Here is a 20128-nt window from a genome sequence, read left to right as displayed (position 1 = left end):
GTCTTATGGCAACGTGGCACAGAGACCATGCCACGAAAATGAACGTCGCGAATTTGCTATATGATTTATTTTCGGCTGCCAAGCTGTACGAAAGGCAAATTGTGCGATGCGAAAATGTGCATATGGCGACGCAATAATCGCACGTTAGAGCAATATGTCCAACCGGATCAATAACTGTCAGGATAATGATGCGGTACCATTCCATATAGGTTTGCCGCTTTTTTCGGCAGATGACGTTCAGGTTGCGGTTGGGTGATGTTGGTTGCATGATCGACCTCTACCGTCTTAGGGGAGTGGTACCGTACGATGAGCGAGATCGAAGTCCGGTCTTTGATGCAGGACGCAGATCGTGTCGCTCCGGCACCACCCGCTTCGGTTTCGATCGGGAGCATGTCTGCAACGCCTGCGAATGCACGCGGCAACCTCGTTTTTCCCCTTGTCAAATCTTGCGCCGCGCTCGCGCACGCACGCCTCCGACCAGAGGCGATTGCCGCACACTGGCGCGAAGCGGTCGAAGAAGAATCGGCCTTCGGCCACGGATTGGTGCTTGTCCCCGTCCTGTTAGCCGCCGGCGTGCTGACGTGGCTCTCGCTGCCCTATGACCTCGGACTCATCAAACTTGCACTGCTGCTTTGCGTTTTCGGAATAGCCGCCTTGCTGTGCAACCTCCGTGTGCGCGCCCTGCGTGCGCCGAGGATCGCAGCGGGGCTGTTCACGGCGGGAATGATGCTTGCGGCGATCGAGGCATCGCGCATCGACACGATCGTTCTCGATGGACCGGTAACGACGAACCTGCGCGGCAAGGTATTTTCGCGCGAGAAGAATGATCGGGACCACTGGCGCTACGGAATTGTCATCGAGCAAACCACGAAGCCGACGTTGCGCCGTGCGCCGTTGAAGGCCATGGTGCTGTCGCGCAGCCCGCACGCGCCGTTGGCGATCGGGGCAACGATCGAGGGCAGGGCGCGTCTTTCGCCGCCTTCCGGCCCTGCGTTGCCAGGCCTCAACGACTTCGCATTCGATTCTTATTTCCGGCAGATCGGCGCCGTCGGTTACTTCTATGGTGCGCCACTTAGCCCGATAGCCGACGGTGCTGCGACGGTGGCGGACCGCTCGTTTTGGATGCGGATGGCGGAGTATCTGGCCGCGCTACGCGAAACGGTCGGCGAGCGGATCCGCACGGCAGTCGGTGGCGACACTGGTGCGCTCGCTGCAGCCCTGGTGACGGCGGAAGAAAGGGCGATTGGTCGCGACACCGTCGAGATGCTGCGACAGGCGGGCTTGGCGCACGTTTTGGCGATCTCCGGTCTCAACATGGTGCTTGCGGCAGGTACGTTTCTAATCGGAGCGCGTACCGTCTTGAGTGCGGTTCCCGGGTTGGCGCAGCGCGTGGCGATCAAGAAGGTTGCCGCTGCGGGCGCTCTGGCAATGGTCTTCCTTTACATCTTGATTTCCGGTGGAGCCGTATCCGCCGTCCGCGCCTGGATCATGATTTCGAACATGCTGGTTGCGGTCTTCTTCGACCGCATGTCGATCAGCCTGAGAAATATCGCGCTGGCTGCGATTGTCATCATCGTGATCACGCCATCTGCCGTTGCGGGGCCGGGCTTCCAGATGTCGTTCGCCGCCACGCTGGCGTTGGTTGCTGGCTATGCGCGCTGGCGCGAGCGTGCGGAAGCAGAAGAGCCGGCAGTCGCCGGGCGTTGGTGGGGCAGGCGGCTCGTCACGGGTTTCGTTATCGGCGTGGTTGCGACCTCATTGATCGGCGGACTTGCAACCGCGGTTTACTCTGCCGCCTATTTCCAGCGACTGCTGGCCTATGGGTTGCTCGCCAATATTCTCGCAGCGCCACTGATCAGCATTGTGATCATGCCGTTCGGCCTCTTCGCCATGGTGTTGACGCCTTTCGGTCTCGAGCAGTACCCGCTCGCCGTCATGGCTTGGGGCCTTGACGGTATGCTGGTGATCGCCCGCTTCGTCACGTCGCTCGACGGCGAGTTTCTGACCGGCCGCGTCGGGCCGCTGGCATTCGTTCTTATCGCTGCCGGCGGCGTTATTCTGTGTGTGTTGCGCACTTGGCTGGCAGGGCTCGGAGCCGTGCTGCTGTTTTCCGGACTCGTGTGCCTCGCGTTCGAAGACAGGCAATTGCCGGCGATCGTGGTATCGGAAGATGGGCGCCTCGTCGGATTGGTCACCGACGCCGCCATTGCGACGAACCGGGATCGTCCCTCCGACTTCCTTTTCTCTCAATGGCAGCGGGCATTGGCGGTCGACGCCCACGTCGCTCCGATGCCCGCGCAAGGGGCGGTCGCTGATGGTCTTTATCCCGAGGCGAAGCTACGGCCCGCGAAGGCGCAAACGAGGACCATCGATGCCGCGACAGCCGCCGCCATCCGTCACGATATCAACTCCGCGCTCGGCCAAGTTTCGCCGAATGCTTTTTCGTGCCGCGAGAAAGAATGGTGCATCGCTCGAAGCGATGCCGGCTGGACCGTTGCTCTCGTCGAAAACCCCTACCTGTTTGAGGTGCTGTGCAATCAGGTCGATCTGCTGATCGTGCCGGGAAGCACCGAGCGGACCTGTTCATCCGGCCGGGCGCGGATCCTGAGTGGACGCCTGCTGCGATTGGTAGGTGCGATCGAGATTTTCGCCGAGCCGGTTGCGGGCGATGAGCTTCCGAAAATGCGCTTCAAGACGTCGTTCACGTCGCTGCAACGCCCTTGGGAGCGGCACCGCGCATATGACTGGAGAAGTGACGGCTTCGTCGATAACTCTCCCGCCCTTTGAGATCTCGATTGAAACGCAGGCATGAAATTATTCTTGATCTTTATACTCCACAAATCCTTGTGTTTCGTTCATAGTTTGTCGTAAAGAGCGGCCAATGCACGTTGAGGTGGCCGAAATTCCGGCTGCCCTGTGATTTTTGTGATGGCGAAACGGACCAGTACGCGAGGAACAAGATGCCCAATCGAACACGATCGAAGCTGAATTTGTTGGCCGCAGCGACATTGGTGCTGGCTTCTGGTCTTCCCTCGACGGTCGTGTTTGCACAGGCGACAACCTCAACCGAAACGACCGCTCCTGCGGTCAGCCAGGCTCAAGACGCGGGACCTGCGGGAACGGCACGGGCCAATGCCAATGCAGCGGCCCGTGGCGAGCAGCCGACTGTCGACGGTCTTCCGGCCACCGGGTCTGAAGCCGGCGCACAAACACCGGCTGTGTCGATTGAGACGCCCGCAGCAGAAGCGGCGGCCAACCCAGTCCTGCCACACGACCTTTCGCCTATCGGCATGTTCCTTGCCGCCGACATGGTGGTGAAGGCAGTGATGATCGGGCTGGCGCTCGCCTCGGTCATCACCTGGGCGATTTTCGTGGCCAAGACGTTTGAACTCTTCGCCGCAAAGGCGCGCCTCAGCCGCGCCGTCCGTCAGCTCTCCGCTGCAAACGGGTTGGCAGAGCTTAAGTCCACATTCAACGGCAAGGCGGGCCCTGCCGCGGAAATGGTTGCCGCTGCGATCGATGAGATGGTGCGTTCGGAGGCTGTGCTCGATCACGCACCGGCAGCTGGTCTCAAGGAACGCGTCGCATCGCTGCTGACGCGTATCGAGGTTCGCGCCGGCAAGCGCATGACGAGCGGAACGGGCATCCTTGCCTCGATCGGCTCCGTCGGCCCGTTCGTCGGTCTGTTCGGAACCGTCTGGGGGATCATGAACTCCTTCATTGGCATCAGCAAAGCGCAGACGACCAACCTGGCGATCGTTGCTCCCGGTATTGCCGAAGCGCTGCTGGCGACCGCAATCGGTCTCGTTGCCGCTATCCCCGCCGTTATCATCTACAACTACTTTGCCCGCGCGGTGGGTGGCTACAAGGTGATCCTCGCCGACGCGGCAGCCGCCGTCGAACGGCTTGTCAGCCGCGATCTCGATCATCGCCTGGTCCGCAAGGCGCAACCGCGTCGCCAGGATGGCTTTGCCCATCCGGCAGACGCGTCGATCGCAAGGATCGGGTGAGACATGGCCGGCAAGGTTACCGACAGCGGCGGCGATCTCGACGAGAACAGCGAGATCAACGTCACCCCATTCATCGATGTCATGCTCGTTTTGCTGATCATCTTCATGGTCGCGGCACCACTTGCGACCGTGGACATGAAGGTCGATCTGCCGCAATCGGCCTCCAAGCCGACGCCGCGCGACGATAAGCCGGTCTTCGTCACGCTCAACGCCGACCTCGGTCTGGCGATTGGCAACGAAGAAACAGCCCGTGAGGAATTTGCGGTGGAGCTTCAGCGCCTGACGGAGGGTAACACCGAGACGCGCGTTCTGCTGCGTGCGGACAAGGCCGTCGACTACGGCGAGCTGATGACGGTCATGAACCTCATCCAGAACGCCGGTTATACGAAGATTGCCCTCGTTGGGCTCGAAGGGGCGCCTGGCCGCTGACGTCAGGCTCTCTCTGTTCTGGCGGCAGCCAGCGCCGCCGCCCGTGCCGGGCCGTGCAAACGTCGCTTCGGTGTTTCTCGTTCCTTTTTCCGCTGCAAGATGTCGCTGTCGCTTGAAACCAGCGGGAGGGCGATTTATGAGCTTATATAAAGGCGCCATATTTGGCAGCCAGAAGACGACTGCGCGGTCATCCGGGATACCGGTGCCGTGCCATCCGGACACGAGGGCAGTATGATGAATTTCGAAGCGGCGCGCACCAAGATGGTGGACAACCAGATCCGGACGACGGATGTGACGTCCCATGCGATCCTGTCCGCTTTCCTCTCCGTACCGCGCGAAGAATTCGTGCCTTCGCGGATGAAGGAACTCGCCTATATCGATGCCGACATCGAACTCGACGGCGCTAAGGGCGCAAGCCCGCGGTACCTGATGGAGCCGTCGCCGCTCGCCAAGCTGCTGCAACTCGCCGAAATCTCGAAGTCAGACGTGGTGCTGGAGATCGGCTGTGGCACCGGTTACGCCTCGGCGCTGCTTTCGTTGATCGCCGGTTCGGTCGTCGCACTCGAAAGCGATGAAGCGCTTGCCGCAACTGCGACGGAAACCTTGGCACGGCTGGGCTATGACAACGTTGCCGTGGTCACCGGCGATCTTGGCAAGGGATATGCCGGCGAGGCACCCTATGATGTCATTTTCGTTCATGGTTCGGTAGAAGTGCTTCCTCCGGCCTTGTTCGAGCAGTTGCGCGACGGCGGCCGGCTTATTGCCGTTGAAGGCTTCGGTAACGCTTCGCGTGCTAAGCTTTATGTCCATGAGCATGGGAAGACGTCCGAAAGGGCGGATTTCAACACTGCGGTCAAGCCGCTTCCCGGCTTCCGCCGCGAGCAGACTTTTGTTTTTTGAGGTGCCACTTATTGAGGTATCTCAACATTTGATTGTGCTGCTAAAATAGCAATGTTGCCAATTGGCAACGAACCACCTGTTTCTTTTTGAAATGATCGTGCGCAGTATCGGTGTACAGTTGTGATCAGGCCGAATCCGGGTTTCAAAGAGTGCTGAGGTAGTGATTTGCTCACCGGTGGGCGGTGTGAGCGCTTCATCGCCGTATTTAGGGCGGCCCGGTTTCGACGTCGGAATGGTGCCGCAGGAAATAGTGGGCTGGCTTTGCCGCCCCGATCGGAGAGGGAAGTATGGTGTCGATTGTCCGCAAAGCAGCCTTTTGGGCTGCCGTCTCGACGAGTGTACTGCTTGCGCCGCAGGCCGTGCTGGCGGAGACGATCTTCGGCGCAATGGCCAAAGCCTATGAAAATAACCCGGATCTGAACGCCGCGCGCGCTGGTCTTAGGGCGACCGACGAAGGGGTGCCGATCGCGAAGTCCGGGTTTCGTCCACAGGTTTCGGCTTTTGCAAACGGAACGCTTTCAAACGTCGACAACGAGCTTACCGGAAGCCGGGACTTTCATCAGGGGCAGATCGGTATCACCGTAACCCAGATGATTTTTGATGGCTTTCAGACGCTGAACAATGTTCGCGCCGCTGAATCGAATGTCTTCGCCAACCGCGAATCGCTTCGCGCAAACGAGATCCAGATTCTGCTCGCAGCAGCCACGTCCTACGCCAACATCGCGCGCGACCAGCAGATCGTTGTTATTCGCCGGCAGAACCTCGCCTTCCTCAGGGAACAGCTGAACGCATCCCAGGCTCGCCTTGACGTGGGTGAAGGCACCCGCACGGACGTCAGCCTTTCCGAGGCATCGCTTGCCGACGCGCAGTCGCTTCTGATTACCGCCATTGCGCAGTTGAAGCAGAGCGAATCAGTCTACGTGCAGATCGTCGGCGTTGCGCCGACGGGTATCAAGCAGCCGGGGCCGGCCACCAAGGGGCTTCCGCGTTCGCTCGATCAGGCTGTTGCCCTGGGATTGCGTCAGCACCCGACCATTCTCGCCGCCCAGTACAACGTCGATACGGCCGGCTTCCAGGTGAAGTCTGCTGAAGGCACCATGCTGCCCGGCGTGAGCATTCAGGGGCAGGTTGGACGCGTGACCGGCAACTCCGGCGACGGTCTTGACAGCAACGCGTCGAGCGTTACTGCCCGCCTGACGGTGCCGATCTACCAGGGTGGCGCGGAATACGGTCAGATTCGCCAAGCGAAGGAGACCTTGGGCCAGCAGCGCATCCTCGTCGATTCGCAGCGCGCCGCCGTTCAGCAGAACGTCGTGAGCGCACACGCCCAACTTGAGGCGGCAATTGCGCGCATCGGCGCCAACAAGACGCAGATCTCGGCGGCTAACATGGCGCTTGCCGGCGTCATCGAAGAGCGCAATGTTGGTCAGCGCACTACGCTCGACGTGCTCGATTCGCAGCAGACCGTTCTGAATGCGCAGGAACAGCTGGCTATCGCCCAGCGCGACGCCGTCGTCGCAAGCTACGGTCTGCTCGCTGCCACCGCGACACTGAGCGTCAAGAGCCAGGGCCTGCAGGTCGCGGAATATCGCGCCGAAGAGCATTACGAAGCCGTCAAGGACAAATGGTTCGGACTTCGAACCGTCGACGGCCGCTGATCAAAGAGAACGCCTCGGGAAACCGGGGCGTTTCTGCTTCTGCCGATCGAAACAAATCTGTGCAACAATCCAAGTGTCTGATTCGTGGCGTATGTTTCGTCCGCGGACTCACTTAAGGTTTGTTTGTTATCGGCACATGCGTCGTTTCGGGACACATGCTCTGCCGCGTCAAACGGGGATAGAAATGGCACAGCTCAATGTCGCGCGTGAACCTTCGATGGATGAGATTCTCGCATCCATTCGCAAGATCATCGAGAGCAATGAGCCGGGGCAGACCGATTTCTCCTCGCGTGACCAATACGAGGACGACGGCTCGGATGAGATTGAACTGACGATCGACAGCGAAATCGAGGCTGCCGCTTTCGGCAGGCGGGAGGACCATGGCGAGGCGTCCAAGCTCGCTACACCTTCGCCGGAGATCGAGGTGGCCGTCATTCCTTCGGAGCCGCATTCGAGCATCGCGCAGCCGCCGCTTTCGCTGGCGGACGTTGCAGCCCGAGTAAGGGCGGCCTCCGAGCGCCACACCATGAGCTATACCGCCAAAGAGCCGGTCAAGGATGTGCCTTCGCGCAGCGTTCAGGATAGTCCGGTCATCACGTCACGTATGGCAGCAGTGTCCGCGCCGCCGGCGCCGGTTGATCGTCTCTCGGTGAGCGCCGTACAAGAGCCCGTCAATCGGGCGGTAGCTGTTGAAGCGCTGAAGGTAGCAGACCCGGCACCCGTAGCCGTTTCGGCCGGACCGGTGGCTGTTATTGCCGAAGAGCCCGTGACCGAAAAGGCCGCGCCTGCGATCCTTTCACCCGAGGTTGGTCGTCAGGTCGCTCAGTCCTTCGACAATCTTGCCCAGGCGGTCGACCTCAGCACGCGGCGGTCGTTCGACGAAATTGCCGAAGAAATGCTGCGCCCGATGCTGCAGGAATGGCTGGACGACAACCTACCGACCTTGGTTGAACGGCTGGTGCGTGAAGAGATCGAACGCGTCGCGCGCGGCCCCCGGCGCTAGGATCTGAACCTTTCCGATACAGAGGCCGCGGAACAGTCGCGGCCTTTTTGCGTTCGTGTTGACTTGCACCGGTCGTTCCGGTTTACAAGACATAGACATCAATCTCCAAAATTGGCTTCAAAATGCTTGATAAGACCTACGATTCCGCATCCGTCGACCCACGTATCGCCAAGAAGTGGGACGAAGAAAACGCGTTTCGTGCGGGTGCGGGAGCAAAGCCCGGCGCCGACAGCTTCTGTATCGTGATCCCGCCACCGAACGTGACGGGCTCGCTGCACATGGGCCATGCGCTGAACAACACGCTGCAGGACGTGCTGGTACGGTTCGAGCGCATGCGCGGCAAGGACGTGCTGTGGCAGCCGGGCATGGACCATGCCGGTATCGCCACGCAGATGGTCGTCGAGCGCAAGCTGATGGAACAACAGCAGCACCGCCGCCAGATGGGCCGTGAAGCCTTCATCGAGAAGGTCTGGGAGTGGAAGGCCGAATCCGGCGGGTTGATTTTCAACCAGCTGAAGCGGCTTGGCGCTTCCTGCGACTGGTCGCGCGAGCGCTTCACCATGGACGATGGTCTGTCGGAGGCCGTCCTCGAAGTGTTCGTCTCGCTCTACAAGGAAGGCTTGATCTATAAGGACAAGCGTCTGGTCAATTGGGACCCGAAGCTGCTGACGGCGATTTCCGACCTGGAGGTCGAGCAGCACGAAATCAACGGAAACCTCTGGTACCTGCGCTATCCACTCGAGCCGGGTGTCACCTATCAGCATCCGGTCGCCTTCGACGAAGACGGCAAGGCGACGGAATGGGAAACTCGCGACTACCTGGTCGTTGCCACCACGCGGCCGGAAACGATGCTTGGCGACAGCGGTATTGCCGTCAATCCGGAAGACGCGCGCTACAAGCCGCTCATCGGCAAACACGTCATTCTGCCGATTGTCGGCCGCCGTATCCCCGTTGTCGGTGACGACTATGCCGATCCGACCGCTGGAACGGGCGCCGTCAAGATTACGCCCGCGCACGATTTCAACGATTTCGACGTCGGCAAACGTGCAGGCCTCGCAGCCATCAACATCCTGACCATCGAAGGTCGGATCACCATCAAGGACAATGAGGAGTTCCTCGAGGGCCTCAGCGACCCCGCGGCCCTGCATGGCGCCTGGGATGAGCTTGAGGGCAAGGACCGTTTCGAAGCGCGCAAGATCATCGTTCGGATCTTCGAGGAAGGCGGCCTGCTCGACAAGATTGAGCCGCACAAGCACATGGTCCCGCACGGCGACCGTGGCGGGGTGCCGATCGAGCCGCGCCTGACCGAGCAATGGTATGTCGATGCGAAGACGCTGGCGAAGCCCGCGATCGCATCGGTCAAGGAAGGTCGTACCAACTTCGTCCCGAAGAACTGGGAGAAGACCTATTACGAATGGATGGAGAACATCCAGCCCTGGTGCGTCTCGCGCCAACTCTGGTGGGGACACCAGATCCCGGCCTGGTATGGCCCGGACGGCCAGGTCTTCGTAGAGAAGACCGAGGAAGAGGCGCTGCACGCCGCGATCCAGCACTATCTGGCGCACGAAGGTCCAATGAAGGCCTATGTCGAAGACCTGCTTGAAAACTTCAAGCCGGGCGAGATCCTGACCCGTGACGAAGACGTGCTGGACACCTGGTTCTCGTCGGCGCTCTGGCCGTTCTCGACGCTCGGCTGGCCGAACGAAACGCCGGAACTCGAAAAATACTATCAGACCGATGTTTTGGTCACCGGCTTCGACATCATCTTCTTCTGGGTCGCCCGCATGATGATGATGGGTCTGCATTTCATGAAGGATGCGGACGGTACGCCGGTCGAGCCGTTCCACACCGTCTATGTCCACGCGCTCGTTCGCGACAAGAATGGGCAGAAGATGTCGAAGTCCAAGGGCAACGTCATCGACCCCTTGGAACTGATGGACGAATACGGTGCCGACGCGCTGCGCTTTACCCTGGCGATCATGGCCGCCCAGGGGCGCGACGTGAAGCTCGACACCGCTCGCATTGCCGGCTACCGCAATTTCGGAACGAAGCTCTGGAACGCCACGCGTTTTGCCCAGATGAACGGCGTCACCAATAGTGACGGCTTCATCCCCGAGGCATCGTCGCTGACGATCAATCGCTGGATCCTGACCGAGCTCTCACGGACGATCCGCGATGTCACCGAAGCGCTCGAAGGCTTCCGGTTCAACGAGGCCGCTGGCAGTCTCTATCGGTTCGTCTGGAACCAGTTCTGCGACTGGTACCTCGAACTGCTGAAGCCGGTCTTCAGCGGCGAGGATGAAGCGGCAAAACGCGAATCCCAAGCTTGTGTCGCCTATGTTCTCGATGAGATCTACAAGCTGCTGCACCCCTTCATGCCCTTCATGACCGAAGAGCTCTGGGATCAGACGGCGGGCGAGGGGCGTGAGCGCGCGGGCCTGCTCTGCCACGCGGAATGGCCGTCTGCCTCCTACGCCGACGATGCCGCAGCTGACGAGATCAACTGGCTGATCGATCTGGTTTCCGGCATCCGTTCGGTCCGTTCGGAAATGAACGTCCCGCCGGCAGCGACCGCACCACTCATCGTGGTCGCAGCCAACGCACTGACGCGCGAGCGGCTAGAGCGGCATGCTTCGGCCATCGGTCGCCTGGCGCGCGTCGAGCATATCGACCATGTGGCGGTGGCGCCGGGCGGCAGCGCGCAGATCGTCGTTGCGGAGGCAACGTTCTGCCTGCCGCTTGGCAACCTGATCGATCTCTCGGCCGAAAAATCGCGTCTGGAAAAAGCGATCTCCAAGGTCGAAGTCGAGCGGGAACGTATCCTCAGCAAGCTGGCCAACGAGAAGTTCGTCGCCAATGCAAAGCCGGAGCTGGTCGAAGCCGAGCGTGAACGTCTCGTTGAACTGGATCTGCAGAAGGACTCCCTCGGCATCGCCTTGGCGCGGGTTGCAGAAGCCGGCTGAGGGTACTGCAAGCTCTGATCTTGTGTCATCCGCGGCGGAAACGTCGCGGATTTCGCATTTTCTGGCGAGATCGCTAGAGGTGTCGCCAAGCCGATTCGTTCGGCCAAAACAGTGGCTTTCTGACGCACCGACCTGGGAGTTAGAGCCCCGCTTTCAAACCCAAATTCGCGTTTTTTCCTGCAAAAACCAATGCTGTTGTTGTTGAGTAACACTTTCGGGTTATGCTGGTAAAATATCCTAACATTAGTCGATAAATACCCGTATTGCGCAAAAATATTTCAAATTGTTTGGATTGTGTTCAGATGATGAGAATCTTACGTAAATTTTATGGCGCACATGAGCACAATACCCCTGGAAAGCGGCATTTGCGATTTCACACGATCGTGAGAATACTTTTCGCACAGGCGACGTGAGGTGGATTGTCGCAGATTGAAATGCAGGGGGAGGAGCTTAATGGCTCATGAGAATTTGAAGCGGGGCGTCTTTGCGTTGGCGGCCGGAATTCTGGTTGCATCGGCGGCGCACGCTGGCGGTCTTGAACGCGGCGGTTACAATATCGACCTGCTGTTCGACCCGTCGGACTATGCAGCGGAAGCGACGACAACCTATGTCAACCCGCAGCGCGAACTGAAGAACGTCAGGGATACGAATACGACGTCTGCAGCCTTCCCATTCAACGGAACCGGACCCGGTACTGGCGGTGGCAATCTGAACTCCCGTCCCAATTCTGTCGAAGACACGGAGAGCTATTGGGTGCCGCGTGTGGGCATCAAGGCCCGCTTCGGAGAGGACGTCGACTGCATGGCTGACTATTCGCAGCCATGGGGAGCTCATACAAATCCGGGCGTAAATTGGGCCGGCGCCAACAACAACATTGAGACGAAGGTCGAGAGCGACAACTACGCCGCGACTTGCTCATACAAGTTTGACATGGGGCAGGGCCAGTTCCGCGTCATCGGCGGCGTCTTTTACCAAGAGGTCGGCGGCTTCAAGGAGAGATTGGTACAGGATTTCACGGGTGTGCCGCCGGCATTCGGCGGGTTGCAATCCGGCATCGGCAGGCTGGATCTCCAAGGTGACGGTTGGGGTTGGCGCGCCGGCGTCGGCTACGAAATACCGGAGTACGCGGTACGCGCAAGCTTGGTCTATAACAGTGCCGTTGATCTGGATAATCTGGCGGGTACGATCGATCTGCGCAATGTGCGCGGACCGGCGCCGGTCAACTTCTACGATGTGGCCGGGTTCGCCTCCATGCCGGACTCGCTCGAGCTCAAAGTTCAATCCGGTATTGCACCTGGCTGGGTCGCGTTCGGTTCGGTCAAGTGGACGGACTGGAGCCAGCTTCAGGTTCTCAAGTTCTGCCCGCCTTCCGGCGGTACCCTGGAGCAGCCTTGCACCTCGCTCGACCTGCTCTATCGCGACGGCTGGACGATCTCTGGCGGCGTTGGTCACAAGTTCAATGAACAGTGGAGCGGTGCCGTCAGCCTAACGTGGGATCGTGGCACGAGCCATGGCTATGGCACACAGTCCGACACTTGGGCGCTGGGCACCGGTGTTGCCTATTCGCCCACGAAGAATGTTGAGTTCCGCCTTGCAGGTGCTGTCGGTATCCTGACGAGCGGCAGTTCTGGCGCCGTCAACTTCGACGGCCAGGTCATCGGAGACGATGTTTCCTACGACTATGGCAACGACTTCTTCGGTGCGATTTCGACAGCGATCAAAGTAAAATTCTGATCCTCCATTGATCAGGACGCGCAAGGCCCGGTTTCATCACCGGGCCTTTCTTTTTGCCTTGAGCGACATCTGTTGGTGACTGTTCCGCTCGACGCCAATGTGACGATTCAGCAACACATTTAATGCTAGAGTTTGCTAGGGTCGGACTCAAGGTCAGTATGTCCATTTCCCGCCACAAACAGGGAGCAGCGATGTTAAGGACAAACGTGCGACTTGAGGATCGGGCCCGCAATGTTTGTAACGAAATGACGTCATGTGTCGTCTTGAACGAACTGCCGCACTTCCGCGGAAATGGTTCGGTAAGGCTACACACAATGGAGTTTCATTCTGGACTGAGTGAGCCGGTGTTTTCGGCGGTTTCGGTGAACAAGTGAATGGCAAAGAGTCATTCAGGCGTTTGTGTTTGCAGCGGTGATGAGTTCGGCGTGGCCGGCTGGAACGGAAGAATTAGACTGTGATGCTTGCGGGTGAACTGAAGTCTCTGAAGGTTGCGATGCTCGGCGTGTCGCTGGTGGTCGGCGGCGCTACGGCTGGTCCGGCACGTGCCTTTGATCCGGGCACCGGTGTCAGCAAGGAATCCGGTCCGTTTGCCCTGTTCAAATTCGGCTTCTCCGCCTACAAGAACGGCCGCAAGGACGAAGCGGTCGAAGCCTACCGCTATGCCGCCGAAAAGGGGCATACCGGCTCCCGCTGGGCGCTTGCCAATATGTATGCCTACGGCGACGGCGTCGCCGAAAACGACCTCGAAGCCTTCAAGATTTACAGCGAGATTGCCCAGCAGGGTGTCGAACCTGGCTCCGAGGATACGGGCTACTTTGTCAACGCGCTGATCTCGCTTGCCGGCTACTATCGTCGCGGTATTCCGGACAGCCCCATCAAGTCCGACATGTCGCAGGCACGTCAGCTTTACTTTCAGGCTGCATCGACCTTCGGCGTATCGGAGGCGCAGTTCCAGTTGGCGCGCATGTTGCTTTCGGGCGAGGGCGGCAACGTCAACGTCCAGCAGGCCAAGAAGTGGCTGAACCGCGCACGCAAGAACGGTCATGCCGGCGCCATGGGCGTTTTCGGCAATGTCATTTTCCAGGAAGGTCAGACCATCCGCGGTCTCGCCTACATGACCGCGGCACTCGATCAATGTTCGCCGAAGGATCGGCCATGGCTGCAGTCGATGCAGGAACAGGCATTTTCTCTGGCAACCGAAGATGATCGCCGTAAGGCGATCAACCTGTCGCAGAACATGCACACGCAGGGCGACGACGACTAGGCGCTGCCCTTGGCGTCACCTCCGCTTCAAAGCGGACGTTCGAACGCGAAATAGCCCGCGACCGGTACGTGGTCGGATGGTTTTTCCCAGGCCCGCACGTGCTTCTCGATCGACGTCGAGACCAGCCTGTCCGCCGCTTCCGGCGATAGCATCAGGTGATCGATCCGTATCCCGAAATTCTTCGGCCAGCATCCGGCCTGATAGTCCCAGAATGAGTAGAGCGGAACGTCATCCGTGGTCGAGCGCACTGCGTCAGTCAGGCCGAGATTCCGCAACTGGCGAAAAGCCTGGCGTGTCTCAGGCAGGAACAGCGCATCGTTCTGCCAGACCTTGACGTCCCAGCAGTCGTGTTCCTCGGGGATGACATTGTAGTCGCCGGCAAGAATGAGCGGCTCTTCCAGTTCCAGCCGACGTTGCGCGTAGGCGGAAAGGCGCTCCATCCAGCGCAGTTTGTAAGGGTACTTCTCGCTATCGACCGGGTTGCCATTTGGCAGGTAGAGCGAGCAGACGCGGATGACGCCGCCGGAGACGGAGAAGACGCCTTCGATAAATCGAGCCTGCTCGTCCGCGTCGTCGCCCGGCAGACCGCGGTTGACTTCGTCAGGTTTCAGCTTGGAAAGCAGCGCAACGCCGTTGAAGCCTTTCTGGCCGTGCGTTTCGACGTGATAGCCGAGCGCTTCGATCTCAAGGCGCGGGAAGTTTTCATCGACCGACTTGATCTCCTGCAGGCAGACGATGTCCGGGTTCGATTCTTTCAACCACGCCAGCAGGCCGTCGATTCGCGCCTTGACGCCATTGATGTTCCAGGTGGCAATCTTCATGGCTCGAAACGCCCTTCCATGTCAGTGAATCCTTCCGGACGGCTTCTTGTAACGACTCGGGATTCGTTTGACAAATCCGATACCTGCGGTCTTTTCGCGGAGAAAGGCCCCGTACATCAATAACGGGCAGCGCTTTTCACGCACTTGCCGTATGCGGGCATGCCGTTGAATTGATTCCCACCCGCCGAAGGCTATAGTCCCCCACATGATCGACCTCATCCAGAACTATTGGCCGCATTTCCTCGTTTTCCTGTCTTTCGTCTTGGGCGTGCCGGCGGCCATCCATGCCGCCATGACCAAGGACGATGTTCGGGCGGCAGCCGGTTGGGTCGGCGTCGTGCTGCTGTCACCGATTGTTGGGGCGGTCGTCTATGGTGTTGCCGGCATTAACCGCATCCGCCGCTCGTCCATCGGCATGCAACGCTCGTTGCTGCGCGGCCGCGGCCCCGATCAGTTCGGGCGCTTCGATGTATCCGATGCCGAGATTGGCACGCGTTTCGGCCAACGATTCTCGGCAATGAAAATCCTCGGTGACCGGGTGTCGCGGCATGCGATGTCCACAGGCAACCGCATAAGCATGCTCGAGGGCGGGGATGCGGCCTATACCGCCATGCTGCATGAGATCACCCACGCGCGCCGCAGCATCCTGCTTGAAAGTTACATCTTCGATCGAGACGCGCTCGGCTTGCGCTTCGCCGATGCATTGATAGCGGCGCGTGGGCGAGGGGTCGAGGTACGGGTGCTGATCGATGCGGTGGGCGCACGCTACTCCGTACCGAGCATCGTCGGTTATCTCAAGGCTGCGAGCGTGCCCACGGCCGTCTTCAACGGCAACATCATCATGGGGCTCAGATTGCCCTATGCCAATCTGCGCACGCACCGGAAGATCCTGGTCGTCGATGGCAAGGTCGCCTTTGCCGGCGGCATGAACATCCGCGCCGGCTTCACCACCGAAATCGCCGGTCCCGAAGCGGCCTATGACACCCATTTCCGCATCACCGGGCCTGTCGTTGCCGACATCTTCCAGGTTTCTGCCGAGGATTGGCAGTTTTCGACGGGTGAACTTCTGGCAAGTGACACGTGGAAAATCGAGCCGACCTCGCCGGCGGCAAAGGCGCCCGGCATTCTGATGCGCGCTGTACCGTCGGGGCCCGACAAAACGAATGAAACCAATCACAAGATGCTGATGGGTGCGTTCTCGGTGGCGCGAAAGAACATTCGACTGATGTCGCCCTATTTTCTTCCTGACCGGGAGTTGATCAGCGCGCTTGTGACGGCCGCCCGCCGTGGCGTAGAGGTGGATATTGTCGTGCCCGCGGTCAACAATCTGCTGCTGGTCGACCGCGCCATGACAGCGCAGTTCGATCAGGTGTTGAAGGGGCATTGCCGCGTCTGGCGCGCAAAGGGTGCCTTCAATCACTCCAAGCTGCTCGCCGTTGATGAGACTTGGGCCTATGTCGGCTCGACGAACCTCGATCCGCGGTCGCTACGCCTCAACTTCGAATTCGATCTCGAAGTGCTCGATGACGGCTTCGCACGCGATGTCAGCAGCCGCATCGCCGCAATCGCGGAGTCTGCGGAAGAGGTGACGCTAAAGGATTTGAATGCCCAGCCTTTAGCTGCGCGCTTGGCAAACCGCCTGCTCTGGCTGGGATCGCCATATCTGTAGCAATGAGCGGCGCACGGGAATGCGCCCGCTTGGGTCAGATGGAAAAACTCGTTCCGCATCCGCAGCTTGCGACAGCATTCGGATTCTTTATCTGAAAGGACTGGCCGAGCAGGTTGTCGATGAAGTCGATCTCCGAGCCACCCATATAGACGAGCGACAAGCTGTCGATCAGGACCTTGGCATCGTCCTTTTCAAGCACGAGGTCGTCGTCGTTCGCATCGTCGACCAGATCAAATTTGTACGAGAAGCCCGAGCAGCCACCGCCCTCGACGGAAACCCGCATGGCATTCTTATGGCCGTCCGAATGCAGAATGGTGGCGATCCGCTTGGCGGCCGCGTCGGAAAGGGTCACTGTTTCCTGTGTCATATTTGCCTCCTGCCGGGGTCAAGAACCGGAGAGATTCGTTTTCATTGCATATTCGGCACTTGGCCGGTTTCGACATGTCTTTTAATGTCGAGCGCCAAACCGTTGCTTTGACTTCCGGAATCGGTCGATGTTTGGTCGACGCTTTCCCGTAGCTTTCACTATAGGTATGAAGGCTTGAATGTCCCGTCAATGGGGCGACCACGCAGGTGTGAAATGACGTTCGACAAAAATGCGCTCGGCTTCGGTTACGGTGAACATGCGCCATTCGCGTCGAATCCCTGGGCGACGCGCGGCAGGCTCTACCCGGAAGCGACAAGCCCGACGCGGTCCGATTTTCAACGTGACCGCGACCGCATCGTGCATACGACCGCCTTTCGCCGGCTAAAACACAAGACGCAGGTCTTCATCGCCGCCGACGGCGACCACTATCGCACCCGCCTGACCCACACGATCGAGGTGGCGCAGATTGCACGCGCGCTGGCGCGAGCGCTGAAGCTGGACGAGGACCTCGCCGAAGGCGTGGCGCTCGTCCATGATTTCGGCCACACGCCGTTCGGGCATACGGGCGAGGATGCGCTGCATGAGATGCTCAAGCCCTATGGCGGCTTCGATCACAACGCCCAATCGTTGCGTATCGTCACCAAACTCGAGCGGCGCTACGCCGAGTTTGACGGCCTGAACCTCACCTGGGAAAGCCTGGAGGGGCTGGTAAAACACAATGGGCCGCTTCTGAGCCTTGACGGGCAGGGCACCCACGGCCCGGTGCCGCAGCCGATCCTGGACTATTGCGCTATTCACGACCTTGAGCTTGCAAGCTTTGCGAGCCTCGAAGCACAGGTGGCGGCGATCGCCGATGATATCGCCTACAACACCCATGATATCGATGACGGTCTGAGGTCCGGCTACCTGACCTTCGAGATGCTGGAGGACGTGCCGTTTCTCGCCCGCCTGATGCGCGAGGTCAGCGATCGTTATCCCGGCCTTGAAGCGAGCCGCTTCACCCATGAGATTATGCGCCGCCAGATCACGGCGATGGTCGAGGACGTGATTGCGGTCGCGCAGACGCGCCTCCGGGATATCAGGCCCGAAAGTGCCATGGATGTCAGGCAGGCTGGTAGGGTCATAGCGACATTCTCGGACGAGATGGGCGAGACCGACAAACAGATCAAGAGACTGCTGATGACGCGGATCTATCGCCATCCCGAGGTGATGCGGGTGCGCGAAGGAGCTGCGTCGATCGTTTGCGATCTCTATCGCGCCTTCATGGCCGACCCTTTGCTGATGCGCGAACATTATTGGATCGACCAGATCCCTGGTATGGCCGAGCCGGCGCGGGCGCGTCATGTCGGCGACTATCTGGCCGGAATGACGGATACCTTCGCCATCAGTGTCCACCGCCGTTTGTTTGACCATACGCCCGATTTGCGGTAGGGACGCCCCGCCCGGAGGCTTTTGGTTCAACCGAACCGGGCCTCCTTTTGAGTTTTGCACCGACCATATTCTGTCGGGAAAAGCGGACGGATCAGATGAATCTCTTCACGGACTTCGAATCAAGAATTAAGGATATTCTCGAAACGCTTGATGTCGTTCGAGAAAAGCGATCCGAACTTGACTTCGCCCGTATCAATGTCGAGCCGCCGCGCGACCCCAGCCATGGCGATGTCGCGACCAATGCCGCGATGGTGCTTGCCAAACCGCTGGGCATGAATCCGCGCGCGCTTGCCGATCTGATCGTCGAGAAGCTCAAGCAGGACCCTGAGGTCACCGATGTTTCCGTTGCCGGTCCAGGCTTCATCAACGTGCGGCTTTCCGTCTCCTACTGGCAGAAGCTGTTGACCGCGATGGTTCGCACCGGTGCGGACTACGGCCGCAGCACGACCGGTGCCGGCCGCAAGGTCAACGTCGAATACGTGTCGGCCAATCCGACCGGGCCAATGCATGTCGGCCATTGCCGCGGTGCCGTCGTCGGCGACGCGCTTGCGAACCTGCTAGCCTTTGCCGGCTACGAGGTGACCAAGGAATATTACATCAACGACGCCGGCTCGCAGATCGATGTGTTGGCGCGTTCGGCCTTCCTTCGCTACCGGCAGGCGCTTGGCGAGGAGATCGGCGAGATCCCGTCGGGCCTCTATCCCGGCGATTATCTCGTACCCGTCGGCGAGGCGCTGGCCGACGAGTTCGGCACGAGCCTGCGGCTGATGCCCGAGGACAAGTGGATGCCGCTGGTCAAGGAGCGCACTATTGATGCGATGATGGTCATGATCCGCGAGGATCTTGCCGCCCTGAACGTCACCCATGATGTCTTCTTCTCGGAGCGGACCCTGCATGCCAATGGCGCTGCCAAGATCCGCACCGCGATCAACGACCTGACCTTCAAGGGCCACGTCTACAAGGGCACGCTGCCACCGCCGAAGGGCCAGCTGCCGGAGGACTGGGAAGACCGGGAGCAAACGCTGTTCCGCTCGACCGAGGTCGGCGACGATATCGACCGGCCTTTGATCAAGTCGGATGGCAGTTATACCTACTTCGCTGCCGACGTTGCTTACTTCAAGGACAAGTTTGACCGCGGCTTCGACGAAATGATCTATGTGCTCGGCGCCGACCACGGTGGTTACGTCAAGCGGCTTGAGGCGCTGGCACGCGCGGTGTCTGGCGGTGCGTCGAAGCTGACTGTACTGCTTTGCCAGTTGGTCAAGCTCTATCGCGAGGGTGAGCCGGTCAAGATGTCCAAGCGTTCCGGTGACTTCGTGACGTTGCGCGACGTCGTTGATGAAGTCGGACGCGATCCGGTCCGGTTCATGATGATCTACCGGAAGAACTCCGAGCCGTTGGATTTCGATTTTGCGAAGGTGACAGAGCAGTCCAAGGACAACCCGGTCTTCTACGTGCAGTACGCACATGCGCGTTGCCGGTCTGTCTTCCGTCAGGCTGCGGACGCTTTCCCCGAACTCGACCTGTCCACCGTCGATTTTGCCGGCGCAATCAATGGCCTGATCGTCGATCCGGCGGAGCTGCAGCTGGTCGCCAAGCTCGCAGAATATCCGCGCGTCGTGGAGGCTGCGGCACTGGCGCAAGAGCCGCATCGCATCGCGTTTTACCTTTACGATCTTGCCGCTGCCTTCCATGGACACTGGAACAAAGGTAAAGAGAATCCGGAATTACGTTTTGTTAACGATAAAAATAGAGAATTAAGTACTGCCAGACTCGGGCTGGTGCATGCTGTCGCTTCCGTACTGAAGTCGGGCCTGTCCATTACAGGCACCTCTGCACCGGAAGAAATGCGATAAGTATTGTCACCATTTTCCCACAA

The 20128-nt window shown here is 59.6% G+C and carries 14 protein-coding genes; 12 read left to right on the top strand and 2 right to left on the bottom strand.

The features are described from left to right. The first annotated feature begins 306 nt into the window (after window positions 1-306). The 9 genes from ASD00_RS04575 to exoR all read left to right on the top strand — a co-directional run bounded on the left by ASD00_RS04575 (window position 307) and on the right by exoR (window position 13961). Complete coding sequence (locus tag ASD00_RS04575; protein ID WP_057205055.1) at window positions 307-2787, top strand: ComEC/Rec2 family competence protein; 2481 nt, start codon at window positions 307-309, stop codon at window positions 2785-2787. A 173-nt stretch (window positions 2788-2960) separates the two neighbouring features. Further along, window positions 2961-4010, top strand: a complete 1050-nt coding sequence (exbB, locus tag ASD00_RS04570) for a tonB-system energizer ExbB (protein ID WP_057205051.1) — start codon at window positions 2961-2963, stop codon at window positions 4008-4010. A 3-nt stretch (window positions 4011-4013) separates the two neighbouring features. After that, on the top strand, window positions 4014-4439 hold the full coding sequence (exbD, locus tag ASD00_RS04565; protein ID WP_025426837.1) for a TonB system transport protein ExbD: 426 nt from the start codon (window positions 4014-4016) through the stop codon (window positions 4437-4439). Window positions 4440-4673: 234 nt separating this feature from the next. Next, the gene (locus tag ASD00_RS04560; RefSeq protein WP_025426838.1) at window positions 4674-5339 is read left to right on the top strand and encodes a protein-L-isoaspartate O-methyltransferase; all 666 of its coding nucleotides are present in this window, start codon (window positions 4674-4676) and stop codon (window positions 5337-5339) included. Between the two features lie 287 nt (window positions 5340-5626). Further along, window positions 5627-6997: an outer membrane channel protein TolC gene (tolC, locus tag ASD00_RS04555; RefSeq protein WP_025426839.1), complete on the top strand. Its 1371-nt coding sequence runs from the start codon at window positions 5627-5629 to the stop codon at window positions 6995-6997. 184 nt (window positions 6998-7181) lie between these two features. Beyond that, window positions 7182-8000 (top strand): PopZ family protein, encoded by an 819-nt coding sequence (locus tag ASD00_RS04550; protein WP_025426840.1) that lies wholly within the window; start codon window positions 7182-7184, stop codon window positions 7998-8000. Between the two features lie 122 nt (window positions 8001-8122). Then, the gene (locus ASD00_RS04545; RefSeq protein WP_057205048.1) at window positions 8123-10963 is read left to right on the top strand and encodes a valine--tRNA ligase; all 2841 of its coding nucleotides are present in this window, start codon (window positions 8123-8125) and stop codon (window positions 10961-10963) included. A gap of 453 nt (window positions 10964-11416) precedes the next feature. Further along, the gene (locus ASD00_RS04540; protein WP_025426842.1) at window positions 11417-12697 is read left to right on the top strand and encodes an OmpP1/FadL family transporter; all 1281 of its coding nucleotides are present in this window, start codon (window positions 11417-11419) and stop codon (window positions 12695-12697) included. A 457-nt stretch (window positions 12698-13154) separates the two neighbouring features. Beyond that, window positions 13155-13961: an exopolysaccharide production regulator ExoR gene (exoR, locus tag ASD00_RS04535; RefSeq protein ID WP_025426843.1), complete on the top strand. Its 807-nt coding sequence runs from the start codon at window positions 13155-13157 to the stop codon at window positions 13959-13961. Between the two features lie 26 nt (window positions 13962-13987). Here the strand turns inward: exoR and xth are convergent, their stop codons facing one another. Further along, complete coding sequence (gene xth, locus ASD00_RS04530) at window positions 13988-14782, bottom strand: exodeoxyribonuclease III (RefSeq protein ID WP_025426844.1); 795 nt, start codon at window positions 14780-14782, stop codon at window positions 13988-13990. A gap of 205 nt (window positions 14783-14987) precedes the next feature. Between xth and ASD00_RS04525 the strand changes: the two genes are divergently transcribed. Beyond that, window positions 14988-16451, top strand: a complete 1464-nt coding sequence (locus ASD00_RS04525; protein WP_025426845.1) for a phosphatidylserine/phosphatidylglycerophosphate/cardiolipin synthase family protein — start codon at window positions 14988-14990, stop codon at window positions 16449-16451. A gap of 34 nt (window positions 16452-16485) precedes the next feature. Here ASD00_RS04525 and erpA read toward each other — a convergent pair whose 3' ends face one another. Then, window positions 16486-16818 carry an iron-sulfur cluster insertion protein ErpA gene (gene erpA / locus ASD00_RS04520; RefSeq protein ID WP_025426846.1) on the bottom strand — a complete coding sequence of 111 codons (333 nt, stop codon included), beginning with the start codon at window positions 16816-16818 and terminating at the stop codon, window positions 16486-16488. A 213-nt stretch (window positions 16819-17031) separates the two neighbouring features. Here erpA and ASD00_RS04515 point away from each other — a divergent pair, with 213 nt between their 5' ends. Both ASD00_RS04515 and argS read left to right on the top strand, forming a co-directional pair. Continuing rightward, window positions 17032-18249, top strand: a complete 1218-nt coding sequence (locus tag ASD00_RS04515) for a deoxyguanosinetriphosphate triphosphohydrolase (RefSeq protein WP_057205045.1) — start codon at window positions 17032-17034, stop codon at window positions 18247-18249. 95 nt (window positions 18250-18344) lie between these two features. After that, window positions 18345-20105, top strand: a complete 1761-nt coding sequence (gene argS / locus ASD00_RS04510) for an arginine--tRNA ligase (protein WP_057205041.1) — start codon at window positions 18345-18347, stop codon at window positions 20103-20105. Window positions 20106-20128: the final 23 nt, after the last annotated feature.

This window comes from Ensifer sp. Root31 (assembly GCF_001424825.1).
In the GTDB taxonomy this organism is placed as follows: Bacteria; Pseudomonadota; Alphaproteobacteria; order Rhizobiales; family Rhizobiaceae; genus Ensifer; species Ensifer canadensis.
This window is presented reverse-complemented; position numbering and strand designations above follow the sequence as displayed.